The sequence below is a fragment of the Acidimicrobiales bacterium genome, from assembly GCA_036270875.1.
Classification (GTDB): domain Bacteria; phylum Actinomycetota; class Acidimicrobiia; order Acidimicrobiales; family AC-9; genus AC-9.
The window spans coordinates 1-12,256 of the sequence record DATBBR010000017.1 but is presented as its reverse complement, the minus strand read 5'-3'; the positions used below and the strand labels follow the sequence as shown (position 1 = coordinate 12,256).

General features: G+C 70.5%; 12 protein-coding genes. 3 read left to right on the top strand and 9 right to left on the bottom strand.

Translation table 11 applies throughout. The features are described 5' to 3' along the window. The coding region (locus VH112_01740) for a Uma2 family endonuclease (GenBank protein HEX4538937.1) at window positions 1-389 on the top strand (389 nt) is incomplete at its 5' end. A gap of 189 nt (window positions 390-578) precedes the next feature. On the opposite strand, the gene VH112_01735 is transcribed toward VH112_01740, so the two are convergent. Together VH112_01735 and VH112_01730 are read right to left on the bottom strand one after the other, a co-directional pair. Continuing rightward, complete coding sequence (locus VH112_01735) at window positions 579-1,586, bottom strand: phosphatidylinositol mannoside acyltransferase (GenBank protein HEX4538936.1); 1,008 nt, start codon at window positions 1,584-1,586, stop codon at window positions 579-581. After that, the gene (locus tag VH112_01730; GenBank protein HEX4538935.1) at window positions 1,493-2,278 is read right to left on the bottom strand and encodes a CDP-alcohol phosphatidyltransferase family protein; all 786 of its coding nucleotides are present in this window, start codon (window positions 2,276-2,278) and stop codon (window positions 1,493-1,495) included. Before VH112_01730 ends, VH112_01735 begins: the two co-directional genes overlap by 94 nt. Window positions 2,279-2,416: 138 nt before the next feature. Between VH112_01730 and fusA the strand changes: the two genes are divergently transcribed. Further along, the gene (gene fusA / locus VH112_01725; GenBank protein HEX4538934.1) at window positions 2,417-4,480 is read left to right on the top strand and encodes an elongation factor G; all 2,064 of its coding nucleotides are present in this window, start codon (window positions 2,417-2,419) and stop codon (window positions 4,478-4,480) included. Here fusA and VH112_01720 read toward each other — a convergent pair. From VH112_01720 to npdG, 5 genes are all read right to left on the bottom strand, one after another. Further along, window positions 4,471-5,004 carry an HIT domain-containing protein gene (locus VH112_01720; protein HEX4538933.1) on the bottom strand — a complete coding sequence of 178 codons (534 nt, stop codon included), beginning with the start codon at window positions 5,002-5,004 and terminating at the stop codon, window positions 4,471-4,473. The two genes, fusA and VH112_01720, sit on opposite strands and share 10 nt — an antisense overlap. Before the next feature lie 29 nt (window positions 5,005-5,033). Next, on the bottom strand, window positions 5,034-7,040 hold the full coding sequence (thrS, locus tag VH112_01715) for a threonine--tRNA ligase (protein HEX4538932.1): 2,007 nt from the start codon (window positions 7,038-7,040) through the stop codon (window positions 5,034-5,036). Window positions 7,041-7,157: 117 nt separating this feature from the next. Beyond that, window positions 7,158-7,871 (bottom strand): hypothetical protein, encoded by a 714-nt coding sequence (locus tag VH112_01710; protein HEX4538931.1) that lies wholly within the window; start codon window positions 7,869-7,871, stop codon window positions 7,158-7,160. A gap of 156 nt (window positions 7,872-8,027) precedes the next feature. Then, on the bottom strand, window positions 8,028-9,143 hold the full coding sequence (cysS, locus tag VH112_01705) for a cysteine--tRNA ligase (GenBank protein ID HEX4538930.1): 1,116 nt from the start codon (window positions 9,141-9,143) through the stop codon (window positions 8,028-8,030). 18 nt (window positions 9,144-9,161) lie between these two features. Then, entirely contained in the window at window positions 9,162-9,821 is a 660-nt protein-coding gene (gene npdG / locus VH112_01700; protein ID HEX4538929.1) for an NADPH-dependent F420 reductase, read from the bottom strand. Window positions 9,822-9,845: 24 nt separating this feature from the next. On the opposite strand from npdG, the gene fabI reads away from it, so the two are divergent. Then, window positions 9,846-10,712 carry an enoyl-ACP reductase FabI gene (fabI, locus tag VH112_01695; protein ID HEX4538928.1) on the top strand — a complete coding sequence of 289 codons (867 nt, stop codon included), beginning with the start codon at window positions 9,846-9,848 and terminating at the stop codon, window positions 10,710-10,712. A gap of 44 nt (window positions 10,713-10,756) precedes the next feature. Here fabI and VH112_01690 read toward each other — a convergent pair whose 3' ends face one another. Beyond that, complete coding sequence (locus VH112_01690; protein HEX4538927.1) at window positions 10,757-11,413, bottom strand: HNH endonuclease signature motif containing protein; 657 nt, start codon at window positions 11,411-11,413, stop codon at window positions 10,757-10,759. 15 nt (window positions 11,414-11,428) lie between these two features. Then, window positions 11,429-11,944, bottom strand: a complete 516-nt coding sequence (locus VH112_01685) for a hypothetical protein (protein HEX4538926.1) — start codon at window positions 11,942-11,944, stop codon at window positions 11,429-11,431. Window positions 11,945-12,256: the final 312 nt, after the last annotated feature.

Sequence of the window (12,256 nt, the reverse complement as noted above, 5' to 3'; positions counted from 1 at the left end):
CATGCGTGGACCGCCTTGTCGCACTGCTGCAGCCCCAGCTCGCCGGTCGAGCCATCCTCCGAGTGCAAGGCTCGATCGCTCTCTCCCCGCGCTCGGAACCCCAACCCGACGTCGCCGTCCTTCGGTGGCGTGACGACTTCTACGCCGAGGAGCTCCCTGGACCTGCTGACGTCCTGCTCGCCGTGGAGGTAGCCGAGGCGTCCGCCGACACCGATCGGGACAAGACGAGGGCATACGGACGAGCCGGCATCGCCCAGGCGTGGGTTGTCGACCTAACCGCCGGTCGCCTGGAGGACAGTCGCACGCCGACGCCGGACGGATATGCCGACAGGCGAAATATTCGCCGGGAGACAGCGTCATCATGGCGGCGCTGCCGGGCGTCGAGCTAGAGGTCACCAGCATCCTCGCGTGAGCAGGCGATCCCGTGCTGAGCTCCGGCGCGTTCAGCCCTGACAGCCGCACAATCTGATCGGGCTGTCTCGTGGTCCCCCTCACGGACCCCTCGCGACACGATTTCGCTCAAGAGAGTCCCCCCTCAAAGTCCCCCTCGGGGCACCACGGGGTAACAACCATCCTGCTCAGACGCCATAGCCCGGGTCGCTCGGCCAGTTGGGCTGGAAGAGGTGCCATTGCTCGGGCGCCAAGCGGATCAGCCCCTCCAGCTCCCGCGCCAGGGCCTGGGTGATGCGGGCGACGTCGTCGGCGACGACGCCGAGCCGCTCCACGGGCAGCGGCGGCCGGATCACCACGTGGTTGAGCCCGTGCTCATTCGAGTACATCGTTGCTGGCAGCAGGGCGGCGCCGGTGCGGAGGGCGAGGGTGGCCGCGCCCGCAGGCAGTGAGGTCCGCTCTCCGAAAAAGTCGACCTCCACCCCGGTACCAACCAGGTCGCGGTCGCTGAGCAGGGCCACGACTCCCCCGTCGCGCAGCGTTCGCAGTACCGCTGCCCCCGCCCGCAGGCCGAGCGGGACCACCGTCATGCCCACTGCCCGGCGCATCTCGACGAACCAGTCGAACAGCTCGGGCGGCTCGAGGGGCTCGACCACCACCGTGAGCGGGTAGCCCACCGACGCCAGCCAGGCGCCGCCGCGGTCCCAGCTGCCCAGGTGGGGAACGCCGAGGATCACACCGCGTCCTTGGGCGATCCCGGCATCAAGATGCTCGAAGCCCTCGCGTTGCACATGTCGACCAAGATCGGCGGCCGAGAGGTCGAACAGCCGGAACGAGTCCGCCCAGTACTGGGCGTAGGAGGTGAAGGCACGCCCGACGGCGCGATCGAGCGCCTCTCCGTCGAGCTTGCCTCCGCTGACCCGCTGCAGGTGGCGGCGGACCATCGACCGTCGTCCCGGCAGGGCCGCCGAGAACACTGCTCCGGAGAACCTCGTCATCCGGGGCAGCGCCGCTTCGGGCAACGCCCGGGCGATGACGGCCGCGGCGCGGTACCCGGCGAAGATCGCCCGAGCCCGCTGGTGGGCCGCGAGGGCCCTGACGGTTACTGCCCGCTGGTGATGCGTCGCCTGCTCCGCCGAGCTTGGCCCGCTCGGGTCGCCCGGCTGGCGAGCACCCGCTGCCGGCGATCCCGCCAGCGACCGCCGGGTGCCAGTCGCTCAGGGCCGGAACGCAGCACGGTGGTCTCCCGCCACTGTCGCCAGCGCGACTCCACCCGACCCGTCCGCCACCGTGGGGCCTCTCTCGGCGCCGGGCTGGCCTGGCGCCACACCATGGCGAAGCGCTGGACGGCGGTCGCCAGGGTGAGGACCAGCATCACCCACAGCACGGGGACGAGCAGGGCGCTGAAGAGGAGCCCGATCCCGAGCAGCACGATGCGCTCGGCCCGCTCCATGATGCCCCCCTTGGCGTTGAAGCCCAGCGACTCGGCCTTGGCCCGCTCGTAGGACACGAGGAAGGCGGCTCCGAGCACCGCGAAGGGCAGCAGCGCCGCCTTGCCCCCGTGGATCGATGCCAGGTACCAGGCCACCCCGCCGAGCAGGAGCGTGTCCGTGACCCGGTCCGCCACCGAGTCGAAGAATGCTCCCCGGGGCGCCGCCGTCCCGGATGCTTTGGCGACGGGTCCGTCCAAAAGGTCGGGCAGCCCCGAAGCGATGAGCAGGATCACGCCGACCCACAGATAGCCGCTCCCGATGGCGACGGCGGCGCCAGCCGCCATCACCAGGCCCGTTAGCGTCAGTTGGTCGGCCGTGACACCGATCCGGCTCAGCCCGGCGCCGAGGGGTGTCGTCCCCTGGTCAACCCTGGCTCGCCAGCGGCCGTCGAACATGGTCGCTCCTTCGCCGACTACCACTCCACGCTACCACCGGCCATCTGTAGGCTAGCCATGCCCGTGACCAGCCCGAAGGCCGGTAGACGGGCACCTGAGCCCAGCCAGCACCACCTAAAGCGAGCGAGGTGTGTCGGTGTGAAGACCTTCCCTCCGGCCCGGATCCGAAACGTCGCCCTCGTGGGACACGGTGGCACGGGAAAGACGACCCTCGCCGAGGCGCTGCTCGCTGAGGCCGGCGCCATCACCCGGAGAGGCCGGGTGGAGGACGGCACGACCACGACGGATTTCGACCCCGAGGAGATCAAGCGCGGCATCTCGGTGTCACTCGCCCTGGCCCCCTTCGAGTTCCAGGGCCACAAGGTCAACCTGATCGACACACCGGGCTACGCGGACTTCGTGGGCGACGTGGCCGCGGCCCTGTCGATCGCCGACCTGGCCGTGTTCGTGGTCAGCGCCGTCGAGGGCGTCGAGGTCCAGACGGAGGTCGTCTGGCGCATGGCGGCCCAGGCCGGCGTGGCCAGGATGATCTTCGTGAACAAGCTCGACCGCGAGCGCTCCAGCTTCGAGCGCACCCTGGAGCAGCTGCGAACCCGGTTCGGAAGCGGCATCGCGCCCCTGGAGCTGCCCATCGGCGAGGAGGCGGAGTTCCGCGGCGTGGCCGACCTGCTGTCCGACACCGCGTTGTTCTACGGCGATGGAGCGCCGCGCACCGGCCCGATCCCCGACGAGATGGAGCCGCTCGAGCACCAGGTGCGCGACAACCTGGTGGAGGGCATCGTCGTGGCCGACGACGACCTCATGGAGCGGTACCTGGAAGGCGACGTCCCGAGCCCCAAGGAGCTCGAGGACACCCTCGCCCTCGGCGTCGCCTCCGCGAGCGTGTTCCCGGTCATATGTGGCTCGGCCGCCAAGGGGACCGCCATCGAGCGCCTGGCCGCCTACATCTGCGAGCTCGGCCCGTCTCCAGCCGACCGCCCCCCGGTCACGGTCCAGGCCGGCGACACGACCCAGGAGCTGCCGAACGACCCCGCCGGCCAGCCCCTGGCCCGGGTGTACAAGACCCTCGCCGACCCCTACGTGGGGAAGATCTCGATGCTGCGCGTGCTGTCGGGCACCATCCGCCCCGACACCGTGCTCACCAATCCCCGGACCCACACCGACGAGCGGCTCCACGCCCTGTTCACGCTTCGGGGCAAGGAGCAGGACCAGGTCGGCGAGGCGCCGGCGGGTGACCTGGTGGCGGTGGCCAAGCTTTCCGACACGACGACCGGCGACACCCTGGCGCCGAAGAACACCCCCGTGGTCGTGCCCGCCCCTCCTCCCTCGCCGCCCGTGCTGTCGATCGCCATCACGCCCCGCTCCAAGGGCGACGAGGACAAGCTCATGACCGCCCTCCACCGCCTGCAGGAGGAGGATCCGTCCATCGAGGTGACCCGGAGCGACGAGACGCACCAGACGGTCCTGGCCGGGATGGGCGAGACCCACTTGTCGATCGCGTGCGAGCGGCTCCATCGCAAGTTCGGCGTGGACGTCGAGACCGAAGAAGTCCGCGTGCCGTACCGCGAGACGATCACCAAGCCGGCCGAGGCCGAGGGCAAGTACAAGAAGCAGACGGGGGGCCACGGTCAGTTCGGCGTGGCCGACCTGAAGGTCGCTCCCCTCGAGCGGGGCGAGGGGTTCCAGTTCGCCGACGAGGTGGTGGGCGGCGCCATCCCCCGCCAGTTCATCCCCGCCGTGGAGAAGGGCGTGGTCGAGGCCATGCAGCAGGGCGGGGAGCACGGCTACCCGGTCGTCGACGTCAAGGTGACCGTGTACGACGGCAAGTACCACTCGGTCGACTCCTCCGAGATGAGCTTCAAGATGGCGGGCACCCTGGGCTTCAAGGCGGCGGTGGCGGCGGCCGGGCCGGTCCTGCTCGAGCCCGTCTCAGCCGTCGAGGTCACGGTGCCGGCGGACTACTCGGGCGACGTCATCAGCGACCTCAACTCACGACGCGGTCGGATCCAGGGCACCGACTCGGGCAACGACGGGGAGCAGGTCGTCATCGCTCTCGTCCCCACCTCGGAGGTCCAGCGCTACGCCATCGACCTGCGCTCGCTGACCGGCGGTCGCGGTCGCTTCACGCTCAGCCACCACCACTACGACGTGGTGCCGTCCCACCTGGTGAGCCGGTTGACCAAGACCCAGCTTCAGGCCTGAGGCCAGGCCGTCCGCAGCCGCCGCCAGGTGTCGGGGAGGCTCTCAGGCAACACCCTGGTCTCGGCCACCGCGGTGGTGAAGTTGGTGTCACCGACCCAGCGGGGAACGGCGTGAAAGTGAAAGTGACCGGGTACGCCGGCTCCAGCGGCGCGCCCGAGGTTCGCGCCGACGTTGACCCCGTCAGGACGGTACGAGGCCTTCAGCGCCCGGATGGCGTCTGACAGCGCCCCCCAGAGCTCGTCGGCCTCGTCGCCGGCGATGTCCTCCAGCTCGGCGACGTGGCGAGTGGGCATCACCATCAGGTGACCACTGGCGTACGGGAACGCGTTCAGCACGGCGAAGGCCCGTCGTCCTCGCCACACGACGTAGGTGACGTCGTCCGGCTCGCCGCTGCCCAAGATCCGGCAGAAGACGCAGTCCTCCTGCCCGGGCGCCGCGCCCGCTTGCGGCCGCTGCGCCGCCTGTTGCTCGGCCTCCGTGCGGTCATGGCCGGCCGAGGCGGCGGCCGAGCTGACGTACGGCATACGCCAACCCGCCCACAGGCGCTGCAGGCTCACGAGGCGTCCGCGGGCGCGTGCTCGGGTCCCACGCGGGCTTCGATTTCGCCCCCCAGCCGAGCCACGAAGTCGTCGACCGGAACGCCACGCTCCGGCGTCGCGCTCCCCCGGGCGTTCACTCCCACGGTCCCCGCGGCCACGTCGTCGTCGCCGACGACGAGCACGTAGGGCACCTTCTCCAGCTTGGCCCGCCGGATCCGGGCCCCGAGGGGCTCGTCGGCCTCGTCCACCTCGGCCCTGAACCCGTCTGCGCGCAGCCGATCGGCAAGTCGAACCGCGTAGGCGTCGTGGCCGTCCCGCACGGGCAGCACCTGCACCTGCACCGGCATCAGCCAGGTGGGCAGGGCGCCGGCGTAGTGCTCGAGGAGCAGGGCCATGAACCGCTCGACCGACCCGAACAGGGCGCGATGGATCATGAACGGGCGGTGGCGCTGGTTGTCGGCCCCGATGTACCACATGTCGAAGCGCTGCGGCTCCTGGAAGTCGACCTGCAGGGTGGAGAGCTGCCAGCGCCTGCCGATGGCGTCGCGCAGGTGCACGTCGACCTTGGGGGCGTAGAAGGCGCCCTCGCCTTCGGCCACGGTGTACGGGATACCGCTGGCGTCGAGGGCCCCGCGCAGGGCCTCGGTGGCCTGCTCCCACTCCTCGAGGCTGCCGAGGTACTCCTCGGGCCTGGTCGACAGCTCGGCCTCGAACTCGGTGAGGCCGAAGGTTCGCAGCACCCGCAGCACGAACGCCAGCAGGGTCTCCAGCTCGCCGCCCAGCTGCTCTGGCGTGCAGAAGATGTGGGAGTCGTCCTGGGTCATCCCCCGCACCCGGGCGAGCCCGTGCAGCACCCCGGAGCGCTCGAAGCGGTACACGGTGCCGAGCTCGAAGAGCCGCATCGGGAGCTCGCGGTAGGACCGGGCCCGGCTCTGGTACACGAGGATGTGCATGGGGCAGTTCATGGGCTTGGGGTAGTACGACGCCCCTTCCATCTCCATCGGGGGGTACATGCCCTCGGCGTACCACTGGAGGTGGCCCGACCTCTCGAACAGCGTCGACTTGGCCAGGTGCGGCGTCCACACCAGCTGGTAGCCACCGGCGAGGTGCTCGGCGCGCGAGTAGTCCTCCATGATCTGGCGTATCAGCGCCCCCTTGGGGTGGAAGAGCGGGAGCCCGCCGCCGATCTCGGGCGGGAAGTGGAACAGGTCCAGCTCGGCCCCCAGCCGGCGGTGATCCCGCCGCTCGGCCTCTTCGAGACGGTGCAGGTGCTCGGCCAGGGCGGCGTTCGACTCCCAGGCCGTCCCGTACACCCGCTGGAGCTGGGGCCGACGCTCGTCGCCCCGCCAGTAGGCGCCCGCCACCCGCATGAGCTTGAAGGCACCCAGTCGGTCGGTGGACGGCACGTGCGGGCCGCGACAGAGGTCGACGAAGTGGGGAGGGTTGCGATAGGTGCTCACCGCGCCCGCGTCCACACCTTCGCTGCGGGACTCCGGATCGTCCCCGTTCCGTGACGCCGCTCCAACGCCTTCGATGATCTCCTGCTTGAAGGGCTGGTCGGCGAAGATGCGGAGCCCTTCGGAGGTGGAGTGCTCCTCGCGCACGAACGGCTGGCCCTCGGCGACGATCTCGCGCATGCGGGCCTCGATCCGGTCCAGGTCCTCGTCGGTGAAGTGCTCCCCTCCTGGCAGCTCGAAGTCGTAGTAGAAGCCGTCCTCGACGGCGGGGCCGATGGCGAAGTGGGCGCCCGGCCACAGGTCGAGCACGGCCTGAGCGAGCACGTGGGCCGTCGAATGACGGAGCACAACCCGCCCCTCGGGCGAGCCCGCGGTCACGATCGACGCCGTGTCGCCGGTGTGCAGCGGCGTCGCGAGGTCGACCTCCCTGCCGTCGACGACGGCGGCGACGGCAGCCTTCGAGAGCCGGGGTCCGATGGCGGCGGCCAGGTCGCCGGCGGTGGATCCCGCCGCCAGCGATCGCGTCGAACCGTCAGGAAGGGTGACCTCGATGTCGTCGGCCATATCAACGGGCGAGCGTACTGCCGGGCCGCCGACCTATCGACGGGGATTTGCGACGGGGCCGCCCCTGCGCGGCCGGCCCCGTCGGCAGAGCGCTCTGTGTTGTGCTCCCCGGGGAGCTCAGGTCGAGCTGGCGAACACCGGCTCGGGTGCCTCGGCCCGGTCGACTTCCGGACGGGCCAGCATGACGACGCTGGCCACCAGCACCCACGCCAACGCGGCGATGAGAGCCCCCATCTGCAGGCCGACCCAGCCTGCGCTGTAGGTGGTCACGTAGAAGGCGCTGATCCCGCCGATGAAGGCCGCGGCGGAGAACAGCAGACCCGCGTAGCCGAGGGGCGGAGCGACCAGCTCCTTGCGAACCATCGCCACCGAGGCCGCAGCCAGGAACAGTGCAATCGTCAAGGCCAGCACGCCGTACAGGATGTCGCTCATGAAGAAAAGGCTCCGGACGACGCCGGCATTCGTGATGACGTCGATCCGGTGGGACCCGAAGGCCAGCGCGGCCTGCGGGATGGCGACCAGGACGCCCACGACCGCGACCGCGGTCCCCGACACGAGCACGATCGGCGACAGCGCCTCGCTGCCACCTTCAGCGCGCTGGAGGACGTGGCGCAGGTGACTGACGAACCACAGGAAGAAGAGACTGCCCAACGTCCCGAGCAGGGCCGCGGTGAGCAGGCCGCCCCGGTTGCTGGCGTAGTAGATGGCGATGTTCAAGGATGACGCGTTGATGTGGGGCGGCGTGGGAACGACGAAAACGCTCGCCACGATCAACGCCACGAAGACGATGCCGGCGGCAGCTCCTGCCTGTTCCCACCTGTTCTCGTTCATATCTCCCCCTTGTCGGGGCCCCGTGTTGGCGGAGCCTCCGGTTGGAGGATACGGCCTGCCCCGATCCTGCTGGAAGGGGGGCATTTCGGGCGACCCCCTCTATCTAGTCCGAAAGTTGGCCTTGTCCGAAAGTTGGCCTTGTCCGGCGCCACGCCGTCAGGTGACGCCGAGCAAGGCGACCGCTTCGGACACGCCGCGTCCGGCGGCGACCTCGTTGTCGATGGCGGCCATGGCGGCGGGCGTGTCGAGGTCGTCGTCGAGACTTCTCCTCACCCGGTCGAGGCCAGCCGAGCCGGTCCCGGCCGCCCGCCAGGACTCGAGCCGGCGGGTCGCCTCCCCAAGCATCGCGTCGCGCCACTCCCACGGCTGCCGGTAGTGGTTGGCGAGGATGGCCAGCCGGAGCGCCGAAGCGTCCCACTCCTTCAGCACGTCGCTCACGAAGACCAGGTTGCCGAGGGACTTCGACATCTTGACGCCGTCGAGGCCCACCAGGGCCTGGTGCATCCAGTGGCGGACGAACGTCTCGCCCGTCGCCGCCTCGGACTGGGCGGCCTCGCACTCGTGGTGAGGGAAGATGAGATCCGTCCCGCCTCCGTGCAGGTCAATGGTCGTGCCCAGCTCCCGCATCGCCAGCGCCGAGCACTCGATGTGCCAGCCCGGCCTGCCGTCGCCCCACAGTGAGCTCCACGCCGGCTCGTCGGGCGCCGAGGGCTGCCACAGCACGAAATCCAACGGGTCTCGCTTGTACGGGTCGTCCGGATTGCCACCGTTCTCAGCAGCCAGCCGCAACATCTCTTTGCGATCGAGGTGGCTGATCTGGCCGAACCGGGGGAAGCTGTCGACGCTGAAGTACACGCCACCGCCCGCCCGGTAGGCGTGGCCCGAGTCCAGCACCATGCCGATGAACCCGAGGATGTCGGGAATGGCGGAGGTCGCCCGGGGCTCGCTGAAGGCGGGCAGGAGGCCCAGGGACCGCATGTCGGCGTCGAAGCGGGCCATCTCCTCGGCCGCCAGGTCGAGATAGTGCACGCCCAGATGCCGGGCGGTGCGGAGGATGTCGTCGTCGACGTCGGTGATGTTGCGCACGCACTGGGTCTCGTGACCGAGATCACGCAGTCGCCGCTGGAGGACATCGAACGTCAGGTAGACGGCGGCGTGACCGAGGTGCGCGGCGTCATACGGGGTGATGCCACAGGTGTACATGGTGACGACCGGGCCCGGCTCGAAGGGCACCACACGGCGCCGGGCGGTGTCGTACAGCTGCATCACCATCTGGCTCCAAGCGAGACGTCAGCTCGAGTCGATCCCGGTGAGTCGAACCGCCGACCGGGCACGGTACCGAATGTTGACCGAGGCCAGTACAGCGGTGAAGGCCTCGACCGGTGCTGCAGCAGCCAGGGTACCGGCGTCGATGGGGCGGAGCCCCGGAATCAGGCGCACCAGGTCGGCAACCGCCTTGGTGGCCTGCGGGTGGTCCGAGCAGACGAGCACGTCGCTCTCGATCGGATGGTCGAGATCGCCGAGGTGCCGGGCGGGGAGGTGCTGGAAGGCAGCCGCGACCATGGCGCGCGGCGCCGCGGCCTGGACCTCGGCGGCGATCGAGCCCCGGGCAGGAATGAGCGGATGCAGCTCGTCGCCCACCTTGACCAGGGCGTTGGCCATGGACGCGACCACCTTGTCGGTGAGCAGCGGTGCCATCGAGGCCGCCATGCCGGGGGCCGAGTCCCACGGGGTGGCGATGACGACGAGCTCTGGCTCGGCCGCCTGCTCGTTCTGGGCGCCCCGTATCCGCAGCTGGCGGTCGGGCCACTCGCGAACCAGCTCGTCGACGATGTCCTCCGCCCGCTCGGAGGAACGCGATCCGATGATCACCTCGACGCCGACTGACGCCAGACGGGCGGCGAGGGCACGCCCGGCCGGACCGGTTCCTCCGATGAGTCCCACCTTCATGGGCCCACCCTTGCACAGCGGACCGTGCCCGTCGTATCCCCTGGGCCCCGCGTCGGCCGGGTCGTGCCCCGCTCCGGCGGCGGTAACGTCACCCCGCCGCCAGAGATCGGAGATGGGATGGGAATCCTCGAGGGCAAGCGGATCCTCGTGACCGGGGTGCTCACTGACGCGTCGCTGGCGTTCGCCGTGGCCCAGCTGGCCCAGGCAGAGGGGGCAGAAGTGGTGCTGACCGGCGCGGCCCGAGGCCTGTCGATCACCCGACGGACGGCCCGCAAGCTGGACGCGCCGGCAGACGTGCTCGAGCTCGACGTCACCGACGCATCGCAGTTCGACGCCCTGGCCGAGGAGCTGGGCCGACGCTGGGGCGCGGTCGACGGCGTGCTGCACGCCATCGGGTTCGCGCCGCCGGACTGCCTGGGCGGTGACGTCATGCGAGCGGACTGGGACGACGTGGCGGTGGCCTTGCAGATTTCGGCCTACTCGCTCAAGCCCCTCACGCAGTCGCTGCTGCCGCTCATGAAGGCGGCCGGCGGGGGTTCGGTGGTCGGTCTCGATTTCGACGCCCGGGTGGCGTGGCCGGTCTACGACTGGATGGGCGTCGCCAAGGCGGCGTTGGAGTCGCTGGCCCGCTATCTCGCCCGGGACGTCGGCCCGGCCGGGGTCCGGGTCAACCTGGTGGCGGCGGGGCCGGCACGCACGCTGGCCGCCAAGTCCATACCGGGCTTCGACCGGTTCGAGGAGGTGTGGTCGGAGCGGGCACCGCTCGGCTGGGACGTCACCGACACCAAGGCGGTGGCCCAGGCGTGCGTGGCCATGCTCTCCGACTGGTTCCCGATGACGAGCGGCGAGATCGTCCACGTGGACGGGGGGTTCCACGCCATCGGGGCCTAGGTGGGCGCGACTTGCTTTGGCCGCCGACCGCCCTCCCTGACCGATCACGGTGGCTTCCTTCCGCCGCCGCTCCCGTTCCCGCTCCCGTTCCCGCTCCCGCTCCGCTTGCCGCCCAGCAGTCCCGCCTGGCGGTCGGCCTCGGTCTTCTTCTCGTGGCAGTCCCAGCAACGGCCCGCCACGTTGTCGTAGGTGGTGAAGCCGCCGTTGGCAACGGGGTCCACGTGGTCGCGCTGGATGCCGTGGCGAGTGCCGCAGTCCACACAGCTCAGGCCCTCGAAGGCGGGAGGATCTCCGAGCTCGATGGCCGTTCGCAGCTCGGCGGGGATGTAGCGGCCGACGTGCTTGACGGTGTGGATGGCCACCCCGTCGTGGATCACCGCCTTGATGTAGGCATCCTCGGCCAGGCGGCGGGCCGCCGACACGGGGATCGGTCCCCCACCGATGATGTGGGCCTGGCCCTCATCGTCGTCGCCGGCGGCGGTGAGCGGGCGCTGCCAGACCATGACCATGTCGACTCTGGTGGTGCTACCCCTGCCCTTGCCGGCCAGCATCTTGAGTAGGGCGTCGGCGCCGTGGGCGGCTCGGGGCTCGTCGGAGCCCTCACGGCGGGCGGCCTTGCGTATCCGGTCGGTCTCGGCGTCGAGTCGGTTGACGATGGGCACCCCCACCTCCGGTGGCAGGCCTCCGGCCAGGCGCACCATGCCGAGGTCGTCGATTCAGTGGCGAAGCTCCCGGGCGCGATGTTGACGGGCGTGGAGCTCCTCGGGGTCCGTGGACTTGAGCCGGCGGCTGCGGGCCTTGTCCCGCAGCACCGCAAGGCTCGCTGACTTTGCCAAGCCCATCAGCTCGCCCTCGCTGCCTGGGCACTCGGCCTCGGTCCTGGCGATCTCGGCCCCCTGGGCCAGTGAGAGCTCGCCGGAGACCACCGCCTCGCTGGTCTCCGGACAGTCCTCGAGGGCTGTGACGGTACCGAGGGCGGCTCGGGCCTGGCCTCTCGAGGAGCCGGCGGAGCGGGCCAGCCAGTCCACCGCATCGGCATAGCCCCGCCGATGGTGGGAACCGCACTCGGCCGCTCGGGCGGCAGCGCGAGCCCCGGCCGCCGCACAGGCCTTCTCGGTGCGCGCCAGCTCCTCGGCCAGCGCCGCGCAGTCGTCGCCGGAGAACAGCTCCGGGTCGAAGCCCACGAGCTCCGTACGCAGCGCCCGCGCTGTCACCACGGGGCTCTCGGGCATGCCACCTCCTCACTCCTTGTACAGCGCGGACCCGCGCTGAACCAACTGGAGGAGGGCGGTCGAGGCCCCGCCCACGAGGCACTGCTCCAACCTAGTCGAACGTGTGTTCGATGTCAAGGCCCCGCGGGGGCCTTGACGGCATGCCTGTCGCGTCTACTGGTGGGACGACAACCTTCGCCGCGGTACTTCGACCGGGATGGGCTGCGGTCGCGGCTGGGCGATCATCGCCCAGCCGTGCGCCGCGGCGCGGGACAACGAGGCAACCGTGGCCACGAACGCCACAGCAAGCAGGCCGAGAACGCGAGGTCCGGG